The organism is Mycobacterium dioxanotrophicus, from assembly GCF_002157835.1.
GTDB lineage: Bacteria > Actinomycetota > Actinomycetes > Mycobacteriales > Mycobacteriaceae > Mycobacterium > Mycobacterium dioxanotrophicus.
Genome location: NZ_CP020809.1, coordinates 6,030,722 through 6,053,749, shown reverse-complemented (window position 1 = coordinate 6,053,749; position 23,028 = coordinate 6,030,722). Strand labels below are relative to the sequence as shown.

Below are 23,028 nucleotides of genomic sequence, written 5' to 3'. Positions count from 1 at the left end.
GGTATTGGGCTGCACCTAGATCCGCCACCGGCGCAGCTCGGCACCCGATGCCCACGTGCAGTGGGTACCGCTGGAAACGCGTTCCGGCAGAGCCAGTTTGCACACCGGCCCGTCGGCGACCCGGGCCGCGTCGAACACCAGACAGTAGGACGCGTCGGCGTTCATGTCGGTGGTGATCGTCACCAGGTAGCCGTCCTCTTCGGCGGTCCCGCCGGCTCGCGGGGCCATCGCCGTCTCGCTGCCGTACACGCCGTCCTCGAAGGCGAACCGTTCCTCGGATCCCGTGTGCAGGTCGTGGCGGACGAGCCCGTCGAACAGGAACCAGCCCGGCTTGCCGGTGGCCGCGTACGTGTAGCGGTAGTCGCGCCCGGCGTATTCGGGGTTGATCATGCCGAATTCGGTCAGGCTGTGGGACAGTTGCTCTTCGCGGGTGGTGCCGGTGACCAGGTTGAACCGCCACCGGTGCAGGCGGGTCTGCATCCCGTCGAGGGACAGGTATCGGAAGAACCGCTGCCAGCGTGGGCTCATCCCGTGATCGATCCCGTCGTCGGCGGGCTCGGGCGAGCCCTGGAAGAACCCGTCGAGCACGATCTCGTCGCCGTCCTCGAAGGCGTTGGTGAAGTGCAGGACGTAGGTGGGGTCGGCCTCGAACCACTTGATCTCGCCGGGCTGGCCTCGGCGCGGCAGGATCGCGAACCGCGACGGCAGGTCCCGGTGCAGACGCGGGACGTGCGCGTTGAGCTTGAGTAGCCCGGCATCCCAGAACAGCGGAAAGTCGTTGAGAATCACATAGTTCTCGGTGAATGCCATGTCGTGCGGCAGGCGCGGGCCGGGCAGTTCGACGTCGACGTAGTGCACCAGCCGGTTGGTGTCATCGACCACGCCGTAGTGCATGTACGGCGCCTGTTTGCCGTAGTTGAAGAACAGCAGTTCGCCGGTGCGGTCATCGGACTTGGGGTGCGCCGACACGCCGAGATCTTTCGGGAAGTCACCGGCCCAGTCTTCTTTTCCGAGCATGTCGCCTGTGCACGGGTCGACGCGATAGAGGTCCCCGCACTGGTAGAAGCTGCTCAGGGCGACGCCGCGATGCACGGTGACGTCGGTACTCGATGCGTCTTTCATCAATGTGCGTGCGCCCCAGCCGTAGTCGCGTTGCGCGAGGTTGACGGGTTCGGCGATGCCCGGCCACAGCGGGCCACCCGCATCGTTTTCGGCCTGGAATGCGTCGGTGCGGATGAACCTGTTGCGGTAGAACGCCTTTCCGTCGCGGAATCCGACGATGTGCAGCATGCCGTCACCGTCGAACGGGTGATACACCTTGAATGCGGGGTGCAGTGGATTCTCGGTGTTGCGCAGATATACACCGTCGAGGTCGGCAGGGATCTCACCGTCGATGACCTGCAGGTCGTCGGCATTCCACTCGGTGGTCTGCGGCCGCCACGGCCCGGTGCGGTACGGATGGTCGTCGTCCTCGGGCAGGGTGGACAGGTACTTGGCGACGACTTCGGGATGCACGGTCACGCGGCCGTGCCCCCTGCGACGACGAAGCTGACCGTGGTTGCGGTACTGCCGCCGAAGTTCAACGTGCCGAACGTGTTTGCGCCTTCCACCTGATAGCCACCCGCCCTTCCGCTGACCTGCTTGGCGGCGTCCAGCAACATGCGGACCCCGGAAGCCCCGACCGGGTGCCCGCCGCCGATCAAACCGCCGCTCGGGTTGATCGGCAACCGCCCACCGATTTCGATCTCCCCGTTCTCGATGGCCTTCCACGACTCGCCCGGGCCGGTGAGTCCGATGTGGTCGATGGCCAGGTACTCGCTGGGGGTGAAACAGTCGTGCACTTCGAATCCGTCGACGTCGTCGAGTGTGACGTGCGCCCGGTCGAACGCGTCCTGCACAGCGTTGCGGACGTGCGGCAGCAGGTAGGGGCCACTGTCGGAATCGTCGGTGCGGTCGAATTTCTGCTGCAGACCCAGCCCGACGGTGCGATGGCCCCAGCCGGCGATACGTGCGAGCGGCCGGGCCCGTGGATGCTCGCGCAGGAAACTGTCGGTGCCCAGCACCACACCGGCTCCGCCGTCGGTCATCTGGCTGCAGTCGAAGCGTCGAATCCGGCCCTCCACAAGCGGATTGGTGAGCTCGTCGTCGGCGGTCAGATCAGGCACCGTCCAGTTGCGCGTCTGGGCATTCGGATTGGCCCGGGCGTTGCCGAAGTTCAGGGTGGCGATGGCATCCAGGTGGGCGGTGAGCAGGCCATAGCGACGGTCATACTCGTCGGCCACCCTGGAGAACATCGATGGCCAGAGGAATGTCGGCTCGGCGCCTTCATGGTCGGTCCAGGCGGCTGTGCCGAGATGCCGTGCGGCCACATCGCCCGGCACGGTCTTCTCCAGTTCCACACCGATCACCAGCGCACTCTGGTACGCCCCTGAACGCAGATCGGCGATGGCGGCCAGGGCGGCCACGCTGCCCGACGCGCAGGCCGCTTCGTGGCGTGACGCCGGGGTGGACCACAGCCCGTCGTGCACGGTGGCGGGCATCGCTCCGAGGTGGGCTTGCCGAGCAAACAACTCACCGAATGCGTTCGCGACATGCACGACGCCGATGTCAGCTGCCGTGATCTTCGCCGCAGCCAGGGTGTTGTCGACGACTTCGCAAGTCAGGTCCGCGAAGTCGAGCTCCTCGCGGGTGAGATTACGGGCAAAGTCGGTCTGGTATCCGCCCAGAATCCAGACGTTTTCCATGCCGCGAGGTTACTACAACTAAGAGAGTGACTGGGCCGATTTGACCGGAGGTTGTTTGTGCAACCTCCGGTTGAATCGACTCAGTCGTCCCAGCCGTGACCGTGGCCGTGGCCACGCCAGCGTGGCCCGTCATCCCACCGGCCCCAGCCGGGAGTGTCGACACAGGCGTAGGCGTAGCCGAACGGCCCGCTCACGCACACGTCCGGTCCGGCCGAAGCCGGTGCCGCACCCGCAACGGAGATGCCAACCGGCACCACCAGTGCGCCCAGCCCGATCACAGCGGCCCGCGTCAGTTTCGAAATCATTCCCCACCTCCGGGTTCGTATTGCCTGTACGAGCTCAAGACCCCCGTCTGTGAAGAACCTTAGTACACCTCAAGAAATTCCTCACCAGCGGGTTTGATGAAGTGCGGCAATGACTTTGCTCTCACAGGAAATTCACTAGTTATTCCTCTGGCAACGTTTGCGGCGCGAATGCGCGTTGCGCGTGGCGCGATAGAGGCGGTCAGGGGTGGTGTTCGTCGTCGAACTTGATGTCGTCGAGTTCGCCGGCCTTGGCCTGGAGGCGCTCACTGACGAAGGTGTCGGCAGCAACCAGCCGTTCGGCGTTCCAGCGGATGTCTTCGGCGTACACGCGGGACGCGGTGTGGCGGGCGGCCATGTTGGAGAGGTCGGCGCGCCGGGTGTCACGCACCGAGAGGTCGTCGTTGACCTTGAAGCCGTCGGCCTCGGCCTCGGCGATTGCTTCGAGGACCTTTTGTTGGGCCGCGTGGATGTCGACCATGCCGTTCTCGGCGATGTCGGCGGCCTCCACGATGACGTCGGCGTGATTGCGGACCACCGCCGCGTCAGCGGTGACTCGGTCGAGCGCGGCGTCCTTGGCTGCGCCTTCCCACTCGCCACCCGCCGGCGTCGCGACGTTCAGCCGGTGCTGGGCGAACAGCGTGTCGGACTCGCTGGCAGAGGTACGCCACCGGTTTGCTGCCGCCTCTAGATGCGACGTGTCCCAGTTCTCGATCTGCGAACGGGAGGGGAGAACCGGTTCCGGAGAAGCGGCCGGGCTCATACCGTCCTGGCAATCGCACCGGCACCTTCATCGTCGGTGTCGGCGTAGCGGACCGCTGCTGTGCGCATTGCTGTGTGGTGGGTGCTCATGCGGGCCGATTGACGGATTCGGACCGATGCGACGGCTGCGCCGAACGCGGACACCCCTGCATGGCTGGGCTGGCCACCCGGACGGGAGCTGCCTTCCACGCTTGCGGCAAGTCTGTCCGCGATGTCTGCACTGCTTGCCGCGCCCGCGTTCAAGCCCGCGCCGTCGACTATAAGACCTGCCATTTAGTGCCCCTCGCCACACACAACAGATAGGCGGACGCTACCACTGCCGAAAATGGCTGATCGGTGGGGCGGGGGTGGTTCCCGGCGTCGTGTCGTCGCGGTCGATCGGCGTTACGCCTGGTAGCCCGTATGTGAAGCATATGTCCCGTACTTGGGAAGCGCTTTCGGGCCGTCCCGCGTGTCGGTACACGCGGGCTAAATGGGGTTATCCACAGGCACTATCCACACTGGGGATGAATTACACACGTGTGATTCGATTGCGCCGGACACTGGGCTACCGAGGCCTACGCCGTCGCCCACGAGCCAGTTGACCTCAGCGGCGCTGTCCCGCGCCCGATCGATGACCTCGGCATCGGAATCGATGCCGGTGACATCGGGAATCGTGGCGCGCAGGGGCGCGGCCAACAGCCCGTCCCCGGTGCCTACGTCGAGCGCGGTTCTGGCGCCGGGTGGGACTGCTGACAGCACCATGCCGTAGTGCGTGTTGTGGTTCCAGCGATGCTGTCGCTCCTGCACCAGTTCATGTGCCCTTCACGTTGAGTACCTGGCGCAGTTGGTGTTCCACCTCCACGAGGTCGGCTGCGTCGGCCATCACCTGGTCGATGTCCTTGTAGGCATCGGGGATCTCGTCGACCCACTCGGCGCCGTGGCGGTATTCGATGCCCTGCATCCGCGCGGCGAGATCGTCGGCGGTGAAGCGCCGGCGCGCCTCGGTACGGGAGAACCTGCGGCCCGCGCCGTGCGGCGCCGAGCACAGACCTGCGGCATTTCCCTTGCCGCGCACGATGTATGAGCGGGTGCCCATCGAACCTGGGATGATCGCCCGGACTCCCTCATGGGCGTCGACGGCACCCTTGCGGGTCAGCCACACATCCCGGCCGCCATGCTGCTCCTTCTGGGTATAGTTATGGTGGCAATTCACACGATCGACCTCGATGTCGGCAGCGCCGTTCGCGTCGACGCCCATCCACGCAGCGAACACCGTACGGAACCGATCCATCATCTCGGCGCGATTCTGCAGCGCGAACCGCTGCGCCCAATGCAATTCCCTGATGTAGCAGGAGAATTCGGGCGTCGACTGCGGCAGGTACGCCAGGTCCGGGTTCGGTAGCTCGATCCACCAGCTCTTGCACAGCCGCTGCGCAATCTTGATGTGCTTCTGCGCGATCTTGTTGCCGACACCCCGCGACCCGGAATGCAGGAACATCCACACGCGCTGCTGCTCGTCGAGGCACAGTTCGATGAAATGGTTACCGCCACCGAGTGATCCGAGCTGCTCGCGCCACTTCGGTGAGTGCGACAGGTCGATGTTCTCGGCACGGGCGCTCGCTTCGAGGTCGGCCAGCCGATCGCGGGTGAATTCGAAGCGGTCGATGTTGGCGTTGTAGTTGCCCGGGGACAACGGGATGGCGCGCTCGATCTCCTCACGCAGATCCGCGAGGTTGCGTCCCGCCAAATCGGATTCGGTGTAGACCGTGCGGGCGGCGATCATGCCGCATCCGATGTCGACACCGACCGCGGCCGGGATGACGGCATCGATGGTCGGGATGACGGTGCCCACGGCCGAACCCTTGCCGCTGTGCGCGTCGGGCATCAGCGCGACGTGTGGATGCACAAACGGCATCGCCGCAGTCTCTTTCGCCTGCTCGATGGTGTTGTCATCGATGTGCGAGGCGAAGTTGAGCAGCTTGTGGCCGCCGATCTGATGCATGGCTTCGATTGTCCCGTACCTGTCGACCGAAATTCGCGCCAATTTCTCTAGGGTCATACCTTGGTGCTCGGCCCAGTCACGATGACCGCGAAACGCCTGGACCACAACATCATTCATCAAGGAAATGGGCACGATCAAAGGGTTCGCGGTATCCGGCTCTTCCTCCACTCATGCGTCGACCGACCATGCGCGCCATGCCCGGCTGGACCCGCATTTCGCCCGGCCGGTCCACGCGCGGCTCGACCCGCGCATTTCAAGCCGCAGCCGATCACAACTCCCGGTGCGTAGCCGATCTCAACCCGGGCGTGTCGCCAATCTCGAAGCACACGCCGACCCGAAAATGCGCCACCGCCGGTGATATCAAAAAATCTGATACCACCCGCGGTAGCGGGTTTCTAGGGCACATGCCCAAAGGTTTTCAGTGGCCTGTGTGACAGATGTGGCTGAAGCTGCTCACGGTCTGCGCAGAAGTGCCCCCGGCAGGATTCGAACCTGCGACACCGGCTTTAGGAGAGCCGTGCTCTATCCCCTGAGCTACGGGGGCCGAGACCTACCGGGGTAGGCGCCAACCAGAGGAACGCCTCATGCTAGTCGGCCGGCCCTGGATCAGTGGAATCGGGTGACACTGATCCGGGGCCGGCGGACGACCAGCGCTCGTCACCTCGTGCAGAACGGGGGTGTGCACGCAGGTGCCCGTGGGGCCGGGGCCTGACGGGGCTCCGGAGCAGAGCGCGGAGGCGGCGGTGGCGGCGCCTCATGCACCGGCGGCGCTTCACGGACCGGTGGGGCCTGTTGGACGGGCGGTGCCTCACGGACCGGTGGTGCCTGTTGGACGGGCGGTGCCTCACGGACCGGCGGGGCCTGCCAGACAGGCCGCTGTGGAGCGGGGGCTTCCTCCACAGGCGCTTGCTGAACCGGCTTCTGCTCGGCCGGGGCCTCGGGAACAGGCGCCTGGTGAACGGGCTTCTGCCGGACCGGCGCCTCGGGAGCCGGAGTCGGCGCCTGCCACTCGGGAGCCGGGGCTTCATGCTGCACTGGCGGTTCCGGTGCGGCCTGCTGCTGTTGTGGCTCCTGCGGGACGGGCGCTACCGGGTGCGCCGGAGCGGCCGGTACAGGCGCTTCTGATGGCGGGGCTTGTGGCACAGGAATCGCCTGGTTGTCGGGGACCCGAACTGCGGGTGGGTTCTCCGGTTTCGGCTCATCTGGCCGCACCGCAGCAGGGTTCAGCGAGTCCGGATTCGGTGAACCGGCCTTCGGTGGGATGGCCACCAGCCCAGGGTCTGTTCCCGGTGCCACGTTGGCCGGCGTCGGCTTTGCTTGCGGTTTGACCGTCGGCGGCGTGAAGGCAGGCACCGGCGCAAGCTTTGGTGCGGTGAACCCGGGTGCCACCTTCGACGGCGGCGCTGCCGGCGCAGGTGCGGTCAATGCCGGTGGTGCGAAGGATGTTTGGTGGTTGGCCGTGGGGGTGGCGAGTAGCTTTTCCGCCGTCGACGGGGGCAGCGATGTGACCGAGGTGTTGATCCGCGGGCTGAGTTCTTTGGTGAAGTCGCGAGCCGATTTGTTCGCCAGGTCCTTCATCAGCGTCCCGGACGTGGTCGTCACCTTGTCATTGGAGATGAACTGTGTCAGTGAGGCATTCAGGTTGACGACAGGTGCGGACGCGTGGATGTTGACGTTGGTGACGGAGTTGACGGCATTGATCACGGGGGCGGTCGGCGCCCAGTCGCGGTTGCGCGGATTGTGCCAGTCCCGGTTCATGTTCCAGTTCTGGTACAGGTACGGGTTGAATCCGTGTTCCTGGTCCCACTGAGTGCGGTGGTACACGGGGTCGTCGTGGCGGAACCGCCACTGGTAGTACTGCGCGTACGGGTGGTGACGGTTGTACCAGTCCACATCGCGCGGATCACCGGGGTGGCCGCGGTGTTGCCCCCATTCGTTGCAGCCGTCGCGGTCCCAGCCGTCGCGGTCGTACCCGCCCCAGTTGTAGCCGGCCCAGTTGTACCCCCACCGGTCATATCCCCAGCGGTCGTAGCCCCAGCGGTCGTAGCCCCACCGGTCGAAACCGAGGAAGTCGTAGCCGTACTGGTTATAGCCGCCGAGGTTGTAGTTGTACCAATCGGTGGGGTCGTAGCCGTAGAGCGGTCCCCACGACTGGTCGTAGTAACCCAGGTCCTGAAGGTTCGGGGTGAGCGGAGGGGCGTAAGGCTGTGGCCAGTCGGCTGCGGGGGCGTCCGGGACGCCGAGCGGCGGCGGGCCGTAGTCGTCGGGCGCGACGCTGCCTGACTGATCGGTGATCGGGTAGCCCCAGGTCGGCGCGGACGCGCCGGTCAGTGCAACATCGGCCGACTGCGGCAGACTGCCCGGATCGGCTGCGGCCTGAGGTGCCGCAGGAGGGGCGGGGAGCGGGGGCAGTTGTTGCGCCGAGTCGGGCGTGTACTGCAGAAGTTGTTGCGTCAGTTGCAAATAGAGGTTTTGCAGGTTGGTCCGCTGCGGTGATGGCGACAGATAGTCCAAGTCCTGCTTGGCCTGATTCAGATACGTCCGGGCCTGGGTCAGCTGATCGGGTGTGGGCTGCTGTCCGCTGCCGAGAATGTCCTGGGCATTCTTGAGATCGTTCACGACGGCGGTGAGGGCAACGTCCTGCGCGTGCCCGGGAAAAATCGTCTTCTCGACACCCCACAACGTTCCACCGGGTGACGTCTCGTAGCTCGCGCCCAGCAGGCCTGCGACGAGCAGCACGGACACCCCGCCGGCCACGGCGGTTTTGCCTCTCCGCGAGCGGGGGACCAGTCTGCGCCACCGCGGTGTCGGCTCGGCCGGTGGTAGGGCATCCTCCCGCAGTGGCAGGGGACTGAGAGTCGACATGTCGACCTCCTCAACTACGGCCAAATGGCCGCATCGCGTCGCTCCCGACCGCGCGATTTCCTATTTTGAAATGGCTGTTGATTTGCGGCGGGGACATGGGGCCCGCTGCAAGTACTAAGCGCAACTAAAATTCTACGACGAGCGGTTCCCTGCGCCAGTTCCGGGGGAACTTTCTCATAAATCCACAGCCGGCACATAGGTACGCACAGCAAGTCGCTCGATGACGTCGCGGATGGCCGGAAGTGCCGGTGCCACTTGCTGTTCGATGCGGGCAAACGCGCATCGCCGGAGCACCGGCCATGACCGCTCAGCTGCGATTCGTCCGTCCGTTGTCGGCGAGGTCCTCGAGTTCACGATCCCACCCGGCGTAGCGGCGCCGGTTGACCCGGCTGTGCACCACGACCAACACGGCCGCGCCGGCTCCCGCGACCGCGATCCATGACGCGATCGCAATGCTGACGGCGTCAATGGCGGCATCACGGTCGGTGAGGGGTGCGACGGTCCGATTACCTGCGGCGTCGACCCAAACGGGCTTGTGGTCGCCCGGTTTCAACCGCACCGGGGTCCGGATGGTGTCGATGTGCTGCTTGCCCGCGAACTGCCACTGGACCGGGGTCACGAACGCGTCTTGGTAGCGCATCTTGCTCGGTGAGCTGCCGTCCGTGGTGATCGCGTCGACGCGGTGGCTGGTGAGTCGTTGTGCGGCGTACTCGTGCGCGCGAGTGTCATAGGCCGTCGTGCCCAGCGCGCCCGCGACGGGCACGGCGAACAGCACCAAGATCAGGACAAGCAGCGCGACAGCGGCCTCGATTCGATCGCTCGTGCGGACCAACGGGCCGTGGGTCGCGAGCCGGCGGATCCAGGTCCCGGCGTTGAGCGTGAAGGTCTCCATGATCCCTCCTCGTATACCCAGTCGGCAGCCACCCGACACAGTCCACACTGCCCCAATCGGGGCCGGGACCACAGAGTCGAAAGTCCCATCTTCCGGGACAGCGGCCATCGCGACGCTTGTCCCCACTGTGCCAGAGCGGCTCTGCGGCAGGCGATCTCGTTACATGTGACAAGCCTGGTTGTGCGCATATCGGCATGGACCACGACGCCGGTGGTTAGTGTGGGGGCACTGGGCGTCGGTTCGGGTGCCCAGCCGGATGGGTTGAGTGGCAAACGGGCAACGGCGATGACAGATGACATGGCTAGGACAGATGACATCCTGACCGACGCGCAGATCGCCGAGATGACGGCGGCGCAGCGGCGCGAGCTGATTCAACGCCTCGAACGTCCTCTCGAGGAGCTCCAACCCCACGGATTGCCGGCCAGGCTCAAACAAGCGCATCTGGGCCTGATGACCGGCGGCGCGATCTTCATGATCCCGTGGATCGTCTACCTGTCGGTGACATTGCCCGAGAACTACACGGTGCGGGATTGGCCGCTGACGTGGGTGGGATTCGACAGCGTGCTGGTCTTCTTCATGGCGGCGACCGCTGTCTTGACCTGGATGCACCGTCAAGTGCTGGTTTTTCCGGCCTTCACCACGGGCATCCTGCTGCTGTGCGACGCCTGGTTCGACGTCACGACGGCGGGTCCCGGCGACATGTTCGCGTCGGTGGTGACGGCGGTGCTGGGCGGTGCCTTGGCCTTCGTGCTCATCGCCGGATCCGTGAGCTTGGTGCGGGTGAATGCTCGGCGGCTGTGGATGCTCGACCACGGGCAACCTCTCTGGCGGCTCCCGCTGTTCTCCTGAGGGGTGTATAGACGTGTCCATGAATGGCTCCGTACACGTCCGGATCGTGAATGTCCGATAGGTCCAAGCCCGCAACCGCGGGGCTGCGCCGGCAGCTGGGCGTGTTCGACGCGGTGACGATCGGGCTCGGCTCGATGATCGGGGCCGGTATCTTCGTCGCGTTGGCTCCCGCCGCACGGGCGGCCGGGGCGGCATTGTTGGTCGGGCTCGCGGTCGCCGCGGTGGTCGCGTACTGCAATGCCACATCGTCGGCACGCCTGGCCGCGCTGTATCCGGCCTCGGGAGGCACGTACGTCTACGGACGGCAGCGTCTCGGCCCGTTCTGGGGTTATCTGGCCGGCTGGGGGTTTGTCGTCGGCAAGACCGCATCGTGCGCCGCGATGGCGCTGACGGTGGGGTTCTATGCCTGGCCCGCTCACGCGCATGCGGTGGCGGTCGCCGCCGTGGTGGCGCTGACCGCGGTGAACTACCTGGGCGTGCAGAAATCGGCATGGCTGACGCGCGCGATAGTGGCCGTGGTCTTGGCGGTACTCGCGGCGGTGGTGGTAGCCGCCTTCGGCAGCAAGCACTTCGAGGTATCCGGGATGGCGCCCTCGACCGGCTCGGTGGCCGGCATCCTGCAGGCGGCGGGGCTGCTGTTCTTCGCGTTCGCCGGCTATGCCCGCATCGCGACGCTGGGTGAGGAGGTACGCGACCCGGCCCGCACCATCCCGCGGGCCATCCCGACCGCGTTGGGCATCACGCTGGTGGTCTACGCACTCGTCGCGGTCGCCGCGCTGGGTGTGCTGGGGCCGCACCGGCTGGCGCAGTCGGCCGCGCCGCTGGCCGAGATCGTGCACGTCGCCGGTGCCGGGTGGCTGACGCCGGTGGTTCGGGTCGGGGCGGTGGTGGCGGCCGTGGGGTCGCTGCTCGCGCTGATCCTGGGGGTGTCGCGCACGACGTTGGCGATGGCCCGCGACCGTCATCTGCCCGGTGCCCTCGCGGCCGTGCATCCCCGGTTCGGGGTACCGCACCGGGCCGAACTGGCCGTCGGCGTGGTGGTTGCGGTCCTGGCCGCCGCGGTCGACATCCGCGGCGCGATCGGATTTTCGTCGTTCGCCGTGCTGGTCTACTACGCCGTGGCCAATGCCTCCGCGTGGACGCTCACACGAACAGAGGGACGGCCGCCACGGCTCATTCCGGTCGTCGGCCTGCTCGGCTGCGTCGTCATCGCGTTCGCCTTGCCGCTGGTGTCCGTCGTGGCCGGGCTCGCGGTCCTGGCCGTCGGCGCACTGGCGTACGGCATCCGCCGGCGACTCACCTCAGCTCAGGGATGACCTTCGCGAACTGTTCGGCGTGAGCGGCCTGCACGATGAAGTAGCTGATGCCGTAGGTTTCGCGCAGCTCCCGTAACCGGTCGGCGATCGCGCTGATCGACCCCGACAGCACGCCGGGATGGCGCAGCAACTGCTCGTCGGTGAGGTCGGGCAGGAAGCGGCGGGGCATGCTCAGGTCGGGCAGTTCGGATCCCGCCGCGGGCATCGCGGTGATGGCGATGTTGAGCTCTAAGTCGTCGAAGCGTGACCCAGCTGCGTTCCGCACGAAGTCGATTCGTTCCTTGAGCGGGTCTCCGTCGACGTGCGAGCCGCCCGTGAGGCCGACGATGTCGGCGGTTTCGGCGGCCACCGTCAGCAGCCGATCACCGTTGCCCGCGATCAGGATGGGCACGTCGGGCACGCGCTCGGCGACGTACGTCGTCATGTGCCGCAGGTAGTCGATCCGTTCTCGCGCACTGGGGAACGGCAATTCGGCGGCCTCGAACTCCTCACGCACATAACCGGCCCCGAGTCCGGCGTCGAACCGTCCTCCGGACAGGTCGCGCAGCGCCTCGATGTCGCGGGCCAGTAGCGCCGGCTTGTAGAAGCACGCGTTGAACACGAAGGTCCCCACCCGCAGCGTGCTGGTCGCGTTGGCGGCGGTCATCAAGCTGGGGAACGGGGCTGGTGCGCCGAGGTGGTCGGGCACGTGAAGGATGTCGAAGCCCTGATCCTCGGCGCGGTGGGCGGATTCGGCGACCTGGCTGTGAGTCTTGGCGGTGCGCAGGCTGACGCCGAAGCGGAAGTTGCGGGTCACTCGCCCGAGGGTAACCGCCAAATCCGCGCTGCGGCGGACAGGCCGTCGATGAGTGCAGCCGTCACCGGCGAGATCCCGTCGTCGGCAGGCAAGGGACTGCGCGGGCTCAGGCCCCGCACCCGCGGCGGCAGCTCCAGCTGCACGCCCCGCACCCGGTTCACCGGATTGTCCGGATGCAGGCCACGCAGTTCGCGAGGGATGGCCGCCAAGTCGGTGATCACCTGGTAGCCGGGGATGACGATGTGCCCGGCCACGTGGCGGGCGAGAACTCGGTCCGAACCGCCGGCGAGCAACTGGGTGCTGCGCCCGATCCGGCCGTAGCCGTGCAGTGAGACTACTGCCTCCACGTGCTCGAGAAAGGCTGTGAGACATGCAGATTCAGTCGCGAGATAGTGCGCAGAAGGCAGGTGGTGCGGATAGCCGTCAGGGTGGCGCACCACATACACCGACGCCGAGGACGCGGCCGCGGCGCGCTCGGCGATCACATCGGTCATCTGCTCCAGCCCGCCGCCGTGGATGGCCAGGAAACCGAAGCGCGAGCGCAGCTCACTGCGCTCGTCGACTCCGGGAACCTCGAGGAGTGACGAGAGCGAGTGTGGCTCAGGGATATTCGTCAAAGACGTGGGCTGAGGCCAGCCTGCCGGATCCCAGCGTCGCAAGAACTTGATCCAGTGCGCCGGGAGCTCGTGGTGGATGGCACCGGCGATGATGCGCTCCAGGTATCCGGGCCGTGGCGGGCCGGGGTTGACGCGGTGGTCGATGTAGACCCACGCCGACGTGGGTCCGTCGACGGTGTGCACCGTCAGCCGGTCCCGCCGATAGCGCACGGGCACGCCCTCGGCGCTGTCCAACACGGCCAGATCATGGTCTGTCACATGCCACAGCACGCCGTGCACCGCGGATCCGTCGAATGGTTCCACTGTGGCGACGCCGCGTTCGTTGATCAGCCAGTCGTGACCGTCGAGGCGCGCCGGCCGTGGGCTGAGCGCACCCGGGCAGCGGGCAGCCATCTGTGACACGCACAGATTGGAGCCGTAGGCGAAGTACAGGTGCCGCATTCAGCCCGTGACGGTCAGATAAATCAGAACCACGTTCAGCACGGTAATGGTTGCCGCGACCGTCCAGCCCAGCATGGTGGTCACTCGGTGGTTGGTGTCGTCGCCCATCAGGGCTTTGTCGCTGGTGAAGCGGACCAGCGGGATCAGCGCGAACGGTATGCCGAACGACAGGACCACCTGCGAGAGCACCAACGCGCGGCTGGGGTCGACGCCGATGGCCAGCACGGCCAGTGCGGGAACGAGGGTGATCAACCGTCGCAGCAGCAAGGGGTAGTGCCGCCGCAGCAGACCCTGCATGATCATCGCGCCGGCATACGCGCCGACCGAGGTGGAGGCGAGCCCCGAGGCGAGCAGTCCGATCGCGAACAACAACGCGACCGTCGGGCCCAGGGCATCCTGAACGGCGGCGTGGGCGCCCTCGATCGAATCGGTGTCGTTGCGTCCCTGCAGGTTGGTGGCGGCGACCAGCAGCATGGCGAGATTCACCGCGCCGGCCACCACCATGGCCAACCCGACGTCGAAGCGGGTCATGCGCAGCAGCAGGCGTCGGCGTTCACCGGCCTCCGGGTGGCCGTGGCGGTCGCGGGCCAACCCGGAGTGCAGATAGACGGCGTGCGGCATGACCGTCGCGCCCAGCATCGCGGTGGCCAGCAGCAGGCTCTCGACGCCGTGGAAGCGCGGGATCAGGCCCTCGGCGACCGCCCCAGGCGGTGGGGTCTCGACGAACAGGCTGGTCAAGAATCCGATGGCGATGACCAGCAGCATGCCGGTGATGACCCGCTCGAACATCCCCTGCCCGCGCCGGTCCTGCACCGCCAGTAGCAGCAGCGACACGCTGCCGGTGATCACTCCGCCCATCAGAAGAGGCAGCTTGAACAGCAGTTGCAGGGCGATCGCGCCACCCACGACCTCGGCGATATCGGTCGCCACGGCGACCAGTTCGGCCTGCAGCCAGTACGCGATGCGCCCACGGTTCTGCGTGTGGTCGGCGACGGTCTCGGGCAGCGAGCGGCCCGTCACCAGCCCGAGTTTGGCCGACAGGTACTGCACCAGGCCGGCCATGACATTGGCCAGAACAATCACCCACACCAGCAGGTAGCCGAACTGCGAGCCGGCACTGATGTTGGCGGCGACATTGCCGGGGTCCACATAGGCGATCGCGGCGACGAACGCCGGGCCGAGCAGCAACCAACTCGACCGCTTGCGTGCCGTGACGTCCTGCAGCAACTGACCCCAGCTTCCAATCCGGTGTGGCGAATAGGAAAGTTAGGTTAACCGAAACTTTTGGTTTTAAACCAGTGGATCGCTGTGGTTGTTGTCCACGTCACCAGACGATCGAGAACCCGCCCAGCCCGACACCCCAACCCCACCCCGGCGAGAAGTTCGTCGCCGGCGGTGTGGTGACGATCTGGGTGCTGCCGTTGGTTTGGCACTGCGTGGTGGTCGGGGTGGTGTTGATGCACTTGGGAACCGCCCCGGCCGGCGCGGCGGCAAGCATCGCCACCCCTACGCCCGCGGTTGCCAGAAGGGCTCCGAGATACCGCGCATACCCACTCATGACCTGCTCCGATCGGTGAGTCAAGCGTACGCCGAGGAACCCCTCGGGAGACTCACAGAAAGTGAAACACGTCGTGCCACGGAAACATGCCCGGCAGCGGTTCACCCGGCGGCGTATAGCCCTTTGCCTGTCACCAATGGCAAATCCAGCGTCGTGCGGATTCCCGGTGCTGCCGCGACGACCGCCGGGATGGCGTTCACGACGCGGGCGGCCGTGGCCACCAGGCCCGCGTGGTTGTGGTCGCCGTTGGGACTGCTCAGGCACAGGTCCAGGGCGTACGAGGGCTCACCGGTCAGCTCGACGCGGTACGAGCCGCCCGCCTGTGCGGGCTGCGGCCAGCTCGGGCACAGGTCGTCACGCAGCCGCGTGACGTGTTCGAGCACCACGGCGGCGCGACCGTCGACCATGCCGCGGACCTCGAACCGCATCGCGGCCGTCGTACCTTTCGGGATGTGACCGGACGCGATGTCGAAATCCTCTGGCGCTGGTTCACGTACGTGGGTCTCGGTCACTTCGTCGAGCTCGATTCCCAACCCGGCGGCCAGCTGGCGCACCACCGAGCCCCAAGCCAGGCTCAGGACACCCGGCTGCAGCAGCATTGGCGTCTCGTCCAGCGGCTTGCCGAAACCCATCACGTCGAACATCACGGTCGCGCTGTCATAGGTGGCGTAGTCGACGATCTCCATGCAGCGGATCTGCTCGATACGTTGGCACGTCCCGGCAAGGGCAAGGGGCAGAAGGTCATTGGCGAAGCCCGGGTCGATGCCGTTGATAAAGAGGGAGGAACGACCCTCTTGCGCGGCCTGCTCGAGGGGCTCGACCAGTTCGGCGGGCAGCACCTGCCACGGGTATTGCAGGAACACCGCCGAGCTGCCCACGACATTGACCCCGGCGGCCAGGATGCGTCGGTAATCCTCCAGCGCCTCTGGCAGGCGGTTGTCGGCCATCGCGGTGTACACGGCGCATTCCGGTTTGGTGGCCAGCACCTCGTCGAGATCGGTGGTGGCCACGACGCCCGTCGAAACATCCAGTCCCGCAAGCTCTCCGGCGTCCTTGCCGGCCTTGTTCGGCGAGGACACCCAGACCGCGGTGAGTTCGTAGTCCGGATTGGTGATCAACTGGGACAGGGCGTGGCGGCCGACGTTGCCGGTGCCGATCGCTGCGACGCGAATGCTCACGGTGCTCCTTACAGGTCGGGGATGGGCAGATCGAGGTTCGGGTAGGTGATGCCGCCGTCGACCTCAAGGATCTTTCCGGTCAGGTAGCTGCCCGCGGGCGAGGCCAAATAGACTGCGGCGGCGGCGATGTCCTCCGGATCGCCGAGCCGGCGCATCGGCGTGACTTTCTCCATCGGCTCGCGCAGCGCGTCGTTGCTCGCGACGATGTCCAGGGCCGAGGTGAGGATCGAGCCGGGCGCGATGGCGTTGACCCGGATGCGCGGGCACAGGTCGAGCGCCGCCAACCGGGTGTAGTGCGCCAGGGCGGCCTTGGCGGTCCCGTACGCGACGAAGCCGCGCCCGGCCAGCCGTCCCATGGTCGAGGTGATGTTGATGATGCTGCCGCCGCCCGAGTGTTCGAGCATCAGCGGCACCGCGGCCGCGGTGAGTGCGTGCGCGGTCGAAACATTGAACGTGAACGCGTCGCGCAGGGCCTGGGTCGATGTGTTGACGAGCGGTGCGGGCATGGTGCCGCCGACGTTGTTGACGACGATGTCTAGTTTCCCGAACGCACTCGTTGCGGCCCCCGCGAGTTCGGCGGTGGCCTCCGGGTGCGCGAGGTCGGCGGCCACCACGTGGGCCTTGCGGCCGATGCCTCGAATCTGCTCGGCCACGTCCTCGAGTTGGGATTGTGTGCGGGACGCGATGACCACGTCGGCGCCTGCTTCAGCGAAGGCCACGGCGATGGCCGCGCCCAGGCCGCGGCCAGCTCCGGTGACGATCGCAACCTTGTCGTCGAGTCGGAATCTGTCCAGAATCACACTGCGCTCCTGTTCGTCTACCGGCGTCACCGTAGCAGTGTCGAATGGCCCGCAGGGCAGCTTTCTGTAACACGTTCTAATCGGCTCTCGACGGGGCGCGCAGTGCCCCGCGCGGATGCGCGTGTTGTACGCTGGCGCCGGCGCCCGGTCGCGCCCAACCTCCGGCAACCCGCCCCAGCAGGGTTACCTCAGGAGGCAAAGGGAGGTCCACCCTCTCGGCTGGGACAACCGACATCTACCGTCCGGCCGTCGCATCGGTCGCTGGGGGCCCGACCGGCGGCCGCGGGAGATGCCATGACCAAGCAAGGTGACTTCAAGCGGCGCGTCCGCGCGCGGATGAGCAAGACCGGCGAGTCCTATGTGAGTGCGCGTAATGCGTTGCTCGCCAAGACCTCCGATGAAACCGCGCCACTGCTGAGCGCTGCGGGGATGGCCGACGCGTTGCATGTGAGCAACGGGGATGCCACCGATCTGGCGGGTACCGGGCTTGCGCGCCGCATCCTGTACTGGCGCGATGTCCTGCACGAGGGTCCCGTCCCGGCCGTTGCAACCGACGAGCTGAGCCAGATCCGAGCCGCGTTCCTGGCCGGCGCCCTCGACGAAGACCGCGCTGCCATCGCTTCGACATTCGTCGAGCGCGACACCGTGCTGGCGGCCAACCGCGACGGCCAGTACGTGCTGTGGTTCGAGGCCGATCTCGTCGATCAGTTACAGATCATCCAGACCTTGGACCGGTTGACGCAGCTGCAAGTGGACGCCGAGCGGATCACCCTGATCTGCATCGGTGAACACGCCGGAATCGCCCGCTTCGGCGGGCTCGGGGAATTGGGCGCCGAGCAGTTGCGCGTGCTGCCGGGCACCAATGCCTGTGCGCGGTTGACCGATTCGGCGCTGCAGCTGGCCACTCGGGCATGGGCGGCGTTTCGGGCGCCGACGCCGGTCGCGCTGGGCGGGATCGCTGAAACACGTTCGGGTGAACTGCGTTTCCTCGGCGAGGCGTTCGAAAGGCTCAGCCGCGAGTACCCGTCGACGCGCGACGGGCTGTCGCTCACCGAACGCCGCCTGCTGGCCGCGATCGCCGAAGATGCATCCGATGCGGCAACCGCGTTTGTGCGGGCCAATGCGCGGGAGACGCGCCGGTTCCTCGGCGATTGCTGGGGCTACGCGGCGATCCAGCGGCTGGCCACCGCGCCGGTCCCGCTGGTGGACGTGGACTCCGTTCCCGTCAAAAGTGATACGGCAGTACACATCACCGATGCCGGAAGGCGGGTGCTGGCCGGCGAGGACGACCACGTCGCGCTCAACGGCGTCGACCGGTGGATCGGCGGTGTGCATCTCTCCGGACACAACGTGGCTTGGCGGTGGGACGAGGGCACCGAATCGATTGTGGGAAGCGGCATTCGGACAGACGGGTAGCGTCGATCTGCCGAGAGCTCGAGTCAGTAGCAGGGTGTACAATCGAACGTATGTTCGAGGAACTCGGCGACGCGGGACTTGTCGCGGAGATCGAGCGGGAAACCCGGGCAGCGGCCGCGTCGGATTCCCGCCGGCTGCGGTTGATCGCCGAGTTGGTCAATCGCCGAGTCGTCGAGCAGGACGACGAACTGTTGCACTGGGCGTGCGACTACTGGGATGCCGCGGCCGCCGAGATCGCAGCAGCGATGGGCGTGGCCCACCGCGTCGCGTCGAAGGAGATGCGCATAGCGGTTGCGCTCGGCGACCGGTTTCCCCGGATGGCCGCCCTGTTCGACGAGGGCCGGGTCAGCTCCCGGCTGATCGCGACCATCACCTGGCGCACGCTGTTGGTACTGGACGATGAGGCCCTGCGGCTGATCGACGAGGAGTTGGTGCAGCGCGTCACCGAGTGGGGTCCGATGTCGGTCGACAAACTTGAACAAGCCATCGACACCCTGATCGAACGGTACGACCCGGGCGCACTCCGGCGACTGCGCGAAGCCGTCCGTGCCCGCGATGTGTGCCTGGGCAAGCCTGATGATGTCAGCGGCACCGTGTCGCTGTGGGGTCGGTTGTTGGCCGCCGACGGCGCGGCACTGAAGAAGCGCATGGCGTATGTGCTCAGTGGCGTGTGCGCGGACGATCCGCGGACCGCCGGCCAACTCCGGTCCGACGCGATGGGCGTGATCGCTGTCCTCGGGGACAGGCTGCGCTGTCAGTGCGGCAATACTGACTGTCCGGCCAGTGCACCTGACGCCCGTGGCGCCAACACTGTCGTCTACGTGTTGGCCGACAAGGCGGCGTTAGAGGCTGAGCCTGATCCCTACCTGTCCGGGGATCACGACACCATTCCGATCCCGCGCGAGCAGGTGACCGTGGAGCCCGAGCCTGCTCCCGATGCGTCCGGGCATGATGCTATTGAGCCGAGCCCGCCACAACAGGTGGAGGACGAGAAGCCCAAGAAGAAACCGACAGCGGTCCTACTCGACGGTGGCGTGGTGCCCACGCCATTGCTGGCAGAACTGATCGCCAACGGGGCGAAAGTTCGCGAACTCATTCCACCGTGTGACGAGCCTGAGCCGCGGTATCGGCCGTCGGCAAAGCTGGCGGCGTTCGTGCGTATGAGGGATATGACGTGCATGTTCCCGGGGTGTGGGCGTCCTGCCGAGTTCTGCGATATCGACCACACCGAGCCCTATCCCAGCGGATCAACCCACGCGTCAAACACCAAGTGTCTGTGCAGAATTCATCACCTCTTGAAGACTTTCTGGATCGGCTGGTCTGACCGTCAGCAACCCGACGGCACCGTCGTGTGGACGACACCGAGTGGTCTGACCTATGTGACGCGGCCGGGCAGTCGGTTGTTCTTCCCGCACTGGAATACCACGACTGCGGAGTTGCCGCCGGCCGCCGCCGCATCGGCCACCACCGATCGCGGGGTCATGATGCCCCGCCGAAAACGCACGCGAGCCGCCCAATGGGCCCGCCAGATCCGGGCCGAACGCGCGCGCAATGACGCGTACCTCGCCGAGCGCGCCAAACCGCCGCCCGGCTGACGATTCGGGCGCACAATTGAGGCGTCCGTCCGATACGGGAGGCGCTATGAACGATCAGCCCTATGACCTTTTCGGCGATGTCTTCCGGCGGTACTTCACCCGCGCGGTCGACGTGTACCCGCACGTGGGTAGACGGCTCGTGCACCAGTTGCTGGCCTCCAGCGACGACGTCCAGGACCGGGTTGCCGAGGCGCGCCACGCCGCGTTGGTGTGGAGCAGGGCTGAATCCTCCGGCACCGGTATGACCTCGGAGTGCTTCGTGATCACCCAGTGCGGCCTGATGTACGCCGCGAATTTTGACGATGCGACTCATCGGCTGCACTACCTGGCCACGCCGGCGGGGTTGTTCGACGCGTTCATCGATCGGGTCGAAGACACCCCGCTGCAATCAGGTGAAATCGTGGCAGTGGACCGGCGGTGTAGCCACGATCTGGAATCCGCGCACCCGATGGATGCCGCGTTGCGCCGGATCCTCGACGAGTTCGAGACCCTGCGCGTGGACGTGCGCGCCGCCTAACGGGAGATCACTCGCCCACCCGCGCCAGGTCGGCCTGCTTCGACCGCGAATCGTGTTGGTGGCTGCGCACGTTGGCCCTGGCCACCCGGTAGAGGAAGGTCGGGTGGAACAAGCGGGTGGGCGCATCCACCAAACCGGTGACCTTGAAGAATTGCGCGTGCACCTCGGCGTCGGTCTCGCAGGCGGTCAGCACCCGTTGCACGAACCGGTTGGCCGCCCGCATCGACGGTGTGCGGTGCCCCTCGACCTCCGGAAACGCCAGATCTGAACCCGCAGCCAGGCTCCACGCCACGCCGATCGATTTCGCCGCGGCCCGGAAGTAGCGCCGCGATAGGTCGGCGGTGCCGCCATGCAACGCGTCGCGCAGTGCCACCGCGTCCATCGCGGCCACCGACATGCCCTGCCCGTAGATGGGGTTGAAGCTGCACATCGCGTCGCCGCACACGAGCAGACCCGCCGGGAATCGCTGCATCCTGTCATAGCGCCGCCACTGGCTGGACGGCAGCCGATGCTGCACCACCGGGGCGATCGGCTCACCGGCCCGCACGGCAGCCACGAGCCGCGGGGGAGCGAACTCGTCGGCGTAGGCCAGCATGCCGGGCAGGTCGCGGGGTGGCTCGCGTCCGACCATCCCGAACACCGTGAAGATCCACACGTCCTTCTCGTAACGGAACAGGAACATCCCGCTGGGCCGGCCCGGCACGGGACCGATGATGACCAGCATCTCCTCGAGAGTGCCCGGCGGGATCCTCAGTGTCTGGCTGACGTAGGTGGTGTGCATGACGATGCGGTCCTCGGCCGGGCGCCCGTAGCCGAGCCGCTCCAGACAGGCCGGGGTGGGTGCGCCGCGGCCTCGGGCGTCGACGACGAAATCGGCGGTCACCTGCTGTTCGTCTCCACCGTCGTGGGCCGCGATCCTGGCACCGGTGATCCGAGACCGATCCGCTGTGGCGGTCAGTTCGGCGACATCGTGGCCGTCGCGGATCGTCACATTACCCATGGCCTGCAGCCGACGACGGACATGGCATTCCAGCAGCGGCCTGCTCGGCTGGTACAGCGCCAGTTCTTTGTAGTCGGCCGGCGTCCCCGGGGCCTGGCCGATGCGCCGCATCAGGTGCCCGCCGTAGGAAATGTAGAAGCGCGACAGATCGCCGTCGTCCCACACCGGCGCGCCCGCGGCCGCGAGCTCGTCGAGGATGCCCGGAAAGAACTCGCCGACGGTCTGGGCGCCGCGGGCCAGCAGGGCGTGGACATGCCGGCCCTGCGGAACGCCTCGACGGTTGTTCGGTGTCTCCGACAGCTCGTCGCGTTCGACGACGGTGACCGTGTCGTAGAAATCCGACAGCACCCTGGCGGCCAGCAGACCGCTGATGCTGCCACCGAGGACCAGTGCGTGCTCGCCGAGCTTTGCCATGGCTGGCATTGTCGGGTCGTGCCGAAGGGCAGGCCTAGGGTAGGCGGCTACCCTACTTACTTCTTCGGGGCGGCCTTCTTGGCCGGAGCCTTTTTGGCGGCGGCCTTTTTCGCCGGTGCTTTCCTGGCGGGTTTGGCCTCATCCTCGGAGTCCTTGTCGGAGTCCTTGTCCGACTTGGCCGCACCGCCACCCTTGCGGGCCTTCACCGAGGCCTCGAGCTTGGCGAGCAGGTCGGAGACGTCCTCGGTCTCGTCGAGGTCGGCCGGTTGCTCCTCGACCGAGAATGCTTCGCCGCCTTCGAGTTTGGCCTGCACCAGCTCATAGAGCTGGGCCTGGTAGTCGTCGCGGAACTGATCGGGGTGGAAGTCGTCGGTCATCGACTCCACCACTTGGCCTGCCATCTTCAGTTCGGCCGGCTTGATCTCGACTTCCTTGTCCAGCACCGGGAAATCGGGGTCGCGGATCTCGTCGGGCCACAGCAGGGTGTGGATCACCATGACATTGCGCTTGGAAAAATCCTTGACCCGCAACGCCGCGAGCCGGGTCTTGTTGCGCAGCGAGAAGTGCACGATCGCCACCCGCTCGGTCTCGGCAAGGGTCTTGGCCAGCAGCACGTACGACTTGGACGACTTGGAATCGGGCTCCAGGAAATAGCTCTTGTCGTACATCAGCGGATCGAGCTGATCGGCCGGGATGAACTCGACCACTTCGATCTCGCGGCTGCGTTCCTCGGGCAGGGTGGCGATGTCCTCGTCGGTGATCACCACCATCTGCCCGTCGTCGGACTCATAGGCCTTGTTGATGTCCCGGAATTCAACGACCTCGCCACACACCTCGCATACCCGCTTGTATCGGATGCGCCCGTTGTCCTTGGCGTGCACCTGATGAAACTTGATGTCGTGGTCCTCGGTCGCGCTGTAGACCTTGACCGGTACGTTCACCAGGCCGAAGGCGATCGAACCCTTCCAGATGGATCGCATTT

At 66.4% G+C, this 23,028-nt stretch carries 21 protein-coding genes and 1 tRNA gene; 5 read left to right on the top strand and 17 right to left on the bottom strand.

The annotated features are described in order from the left end of the window. Positions 1–15: 15 nt before the first annotated feature. The 9 genes from BTO20_RS29415 to BTO20_RS29375 form a co-directional block, all read right to left on the bottom strand. The gene (locus BTO20_RS29415; protein ID WP_087082864.1) at positions 16–1,515 is read right to left on the bottom strand and encodes a carotenoid oxygenase family protein; all 1,500 of its coding nucleotides are present in this window, start codon (positions 1,513–1,515) and stop codon (positions 16–18) included. 2 nt (positions 1,516–1,517) lie between these two features. Continuing rightward, entirely contained in the window at positions 1,518–2,744 is a 1,227-nt protein-coding gene (locus BTO20_RS29410; protein ID WP_087079428.1) for an acetyl-CoA acetyltransferase, read from the bottom strand. 80 nt (positions 2,745–2,824) lie between these two features. Next, positions 2,825–3,049 carry a hypothetical protein gene (locus BTO20_RS29405; RefSeq protein WP_064945672.1) on the bottom strand — a complete coding sequence of 75 codons (225 nt, stop codon included), beginning with the start codon at positions 3,047–3,049 and terminating at the stop codon, positions 2,825–2,827. A 199-nt stretch (positions 3,050–3,248) separates the two neighbouring features. Continuing rightward, a complete protein-coding gene (locus BTO20_RS29400) occupies positions 3,249–3,809 on the bottom strand; it encodes a hypothetical protein (protein ID WP_087079427.1) in 561 nt (186 codons plus the stop codon). Positions 3,810–4,276: 467 nt separating this feature from the next. Beyond that, on the bottom strand, positions 4,277–4,552 hold the full coding sequence (locus BTO20_RS29395) for a class I SAM-dependent methyltransferase (RefSeq protein ID WP_157680440.1): 276 nt from the start codon (positions 4,550–4,552) through the stop codon (positions 4,277–4,279). 49 nt (positions 4,553–4,601) lie between these two features. Further along, positions 4,602–5,792 carry an RtcB family protein gene (locus tag BTO20_RS29390; protein WP_087079425.1) on the bottom strand — a complete coding sequence of 397 codons (1,191 nt, stop codon included), beginning with the start codon at positions 5,790–5,792 and terminating at the stop codon, positions 4,602–4,604. Between the two features lie 471 nt (positions 5,793–6,263). Beyond that, a tRNA-Arg gene (locus BTO20_RS29385) sits at positions 6,264–6,336 on the bottom strand. 113 nt (positions 6,337–6,449) lie between these two features. After that, a complete protein-coding gene (locus tag BTO20_RS29380) occupies positions 6,450–8,657 on the bottom strand; it encodes a hypothetical protein (RefSeq protein WP_157680350.1) in 2,208 nt (735 codons plus the stop codon). 307 nt (positions 8,658–8,964) lie between these two features. Then, complete coding sequence (locus BTO20_RS29375; RefSeq protein ID WP_087079423.1) at positions 8,965–9,549, bottom strand: Rv1733c family protein; 585 nt, start codon at positions 9,547–9,549, stop codon at positions 8,965–8,967. A gap of 297 nt (positions 9,550–9,846) precedes the next feature. Here BTO20_RS29375 and BTO20_RS29370 point away from each other — a divergent pair, with 297 nt between their 5' ends. Continuing rightward, positions 9,847–10,398, top strand: coding sequence for a hypothetical protein (locus BTO20_RS29370; protein WP_087082862.1), 552 nt, complete (start codon positions 9,847–9,849; stop codon positions 10,396–10,398). Between the two features lie 50 nt (positions 10,399–10,448). Next, positions 10,449–11,714 carry an APC family permease gene (locus tag BTO20_RS29365; RefSeq protein WP_087079422.1) on the top strand — a complete coding sequence of 422 codons (1,266 nt, stop codon included), beginning with the start codon at positions 10,449–10,451 and terminating at the stop codon, positions 11,712–11,714. On the opposite strand, the gene BTO20_RS29360 is transcribed toward BTO20_RS29365, so the two are convergent. The 6 genes from BTO20_RS29360 to BTO20_RS29335 form a co-directional block, all read right to left on the bottom strand. Further along, positions 11,695–12,510, bottom strand: a complete 816-nt coding sequence (locus BTO20_RS29360; protein WP_087079421.1) for an LLM class F420-dependent oxidoreductase — start codon at positions 12,508–12,510, stop codon at positions 11,695–11,697. The genes BTO20_RS29365 and BTO20_RS29360 overlap by 20 nt on opposite strands. Next, positions 12,507–13,568 carry a poly-gamma-glutamate hydrolase family protein gene (locus BTO20_RS29355; protein ID WP_087079420.1) on the bottom strand — a complete coding sequence of 354 codons (1,062 nt, stop codon included), beginning with the start codon at positions 13,566–13,568 and terminating at the stop codon, positions 12,507–12,509. The genes BTO20_RS29360 and BTO20_RS29355 overlap by 4 nt, the downstream gene beginning before the upstream one ends. Next, positions 13,569–14,795, bottom strand: coding sequence for an Nramp family divalent metal transporter (locus BTO20_RS29350; protein WP_087079419.1), 1,227 nt, complete (start codon positions 14,793–14,795; stop codon positions 13,569–13,571). Positions 14,796–14,892: 97 nt separating this feature from the next. After that, a complete protein-coding gene (locus tag BTO20_RS29345) occupies positions 14,893–15,126 on the bottom strand; it encodes a hypothetical protein (protein WP_087079418.1) in 234 nt (77 codons plus the stop codon). Positions 15,127–15,227: 101 nt separating this feature from the next. Beyond that, the gene (locus BTO20_RS29340; RefSeq protein ID WP_087079417.1) at positions 15,228–16,304 is read right to left on the bottom strand and encodes an NAD(P)H-dependent amine dehydrogenase family protein; all 1,077 of its coding nucleotides are present in this window, start codon (positions 16,302–16,304) and stop codon (positions 15,228–15,230) included. Between the two features lie 8 nt (positions 16,305–16,312). Continuing rightward, positions 16,313–17,104, bottom strand: coding sequence for an SDR family oxidoreductase (locus BTO20_RS29335; RefSeq protein ID WP_087082860.1), 792 nt, complete (start codon positions 17,102–17,104; stop codon positions 16,313–16,315). A gap of 294 nt (positions 17,105–17,398) precedes the next feature. Here BTO20_RS29335 and BTO20_RS29330 point away from each other — a divergent pair, with 294 nt between their 5' ends. Genes BTO20_RS29330 through BTO20_RS29320 form a run of 3 tightly spaced genes read left to right on the top strand, consistent with a single transcriptional unit; the run spans position 17,399 to position 20,632 of the window. Beyond that, positions 17,399–18,520, top strand: a complete 1,122-nt coding sequence (locus tag BTO20_RS29330) for a hypothetical protein (protein WP_198344103.1) — start codon at positions 17,399–17,401, stop codon at positions 18,518–18,520. A gap of 50 nt (positions 18,521–18,570) precedes the next feature. Further along, positions 18,571–20,115: an HNH endonuclease signature motif containing protein gene (locus BTO20_RS29325; protein ID WP_087079416.1), complete on the top strand. Its 1,545-nt coding sequence runs from the start codon at positions 18,571–18,573 to the stop codon at positions 20,113–20,115. Positions 20,116–20,161: 46 nt separating this feature from the next. Then, positions 20,162–20,632 (top strand): glucose-6-phosphate dehydrogenase, encoded by a 471-nt coding sequence (locus BTO20_RS29320; RefSeq protein WP_087079415.1) that lies wholly within the window; start codon positions 20,162–20,164, stop codon positions 20,630–20,632. A 7-nt stretch (positions 20,633–20,639) separates the two neighbouring features. On the opposite strand, the gene BTO20_RS29315 is transcribed toward BTO20_RS29320, so the two are convergent. Then, positions 20,640–22,046, bottom strand: a complete 1,407-nt coding sequence (locus BTO20_RS29315) for an FAD-dependent oxidoreductase (RefSeq protein ID WP_198344102.1) — start codon at positions 22,044–22,046, stop codon at positions 20,640–20,642. A 56-nt stretch (positions 22,047–22,102) separates the two neighbouring features. Beyond that, positions 22,103–23,026 carry a non-homologous end joining protein Ku gene (ku, locus tag BTO20_RS29310; RefSeq protein WP_087079413.1) on the bottom strand — a complete coding sequence of 308 codons (924 nt, stop codon included), beginning with the start codon at positions 23,024–23,026 and terminating at the stop codon, positions 22,103–22,105. Between the last annotated feature and the right edge of the window lie 2 nt (positions 23,027–23,028).

Bases quoted from the DNA above. Each gene is read 5' to 3' on its own strand.
- BTO20_RS29410 (WP_087079428.1), bottom strand. From the start codon at position 2,744: ATGGAAAACGTCTGGATTCTGGGCGGATACCAGACCGACTTTGCCCGT.
- BTO20_RS29355 (WP_087079420.1), bottom strand. From the start codon at position 13,568: ATGCGGCACCTGTACTTCGCCTACGGCTCCAATCTGTGCGTGTCACAG.
- BTO20_RS29390 (WP_087079425.1), bottom strand. From the start codon at position 5,792: ATGCATCAGATCGGCGGCCACAAGCTGCTCAACTTCGCCTCGCACATC.
- BTO20_RS29315 (WP_198344102.1), bottom strand. From the start codon at position 22,046: ATGGCAAAGCTCGGCGAGCACGCACTGGTCCTCGGTGGCAGCATCAGC.
- BTO20_RS29375 (WP_087079423.1), bottom strand. From the start codon at position 9,549: ATGGAGACCTTCACGCTCAACGCCGGGACCTGGATCCGCCGGCTCGCG.
- BTO20_RS29400 (WP_087079427.1), bottom strand. From the start codon at position 3,809: ATGAGCCCGGCCGCTTCTCCGGAACCGGTTCTCCCCTCCCGTTCGCAG.
- BTO20_RS29345 (WP_087079418.1), bottom strand. From the start codon at position 15,126: ATGAGTGGGTATGCGCGGTATCTCGGAGCCCTTCTGGCAACCGCGGGC.
- BTO20_RS29395 (WP_157680440.1), bottom strand. From the start codon at position 4,552: ATGGTGCTGTCAGCAGTCCCACCCGGCGCCAGAACCGCGCTCGACGTA.
- BTO20_RS29330 (WP_198344103.1), top strand. From the start codon at position 17,399: ATGACCAAGCAAGGTGACTTCAAGCGGCGCGTCCGCGCGCGGATGAGC.
- BTO20_RS29320 (WP_087079415.1), top strand. From the start codon at position 20,162: ATGAACGATCAGCCCTATGACCTTTTCGGCGATGTCTTCCGGCGGTAC.
- BTO20_RS29365 (WP_087079422.1), top strand. From the start codon at position 10,449: ATGTCCGATAGGTCCAAGCCCGCAACCGCGGGGCTGCGCCGGCAGCTG.
- BTO20_RS29325 (WP_087079416.1), top strand. From the start codon at position 18,571: ATGTTCGAGGAACTCGGCGACGCGGGACTTGTCGCGGAGATCGAGCGG.
- BTO20_RS29405 (WP_064945672.1), bottom strand. From the start codon at position 3,049: ATGATTTCGAAACTGACGCGGGCCGCTGTGATCGGGCTGGGCGCACTG.
- ku (WP_087079413.1), bottom strand. From the start codon at position 23,026: ATGCGATCCATCTGGAAGGGTTCGATCGCCTTCGGCCTGGTGAACGTA.
- BTO20_RS29380 (WP_157680350.1), bottom strand. From the start codon at position 8,657: ATGTCGACTCTCAGTCCCCTGCCACTGCGGGAGGATGCCCTACCACCG.
- BTO20_RS29370 (WP_087082862.1), top strand. From the start codon at position 9,847: ATGGCTAGGACAGATGACATCCTGACCGACGCGCAGATCGCCGAGATG.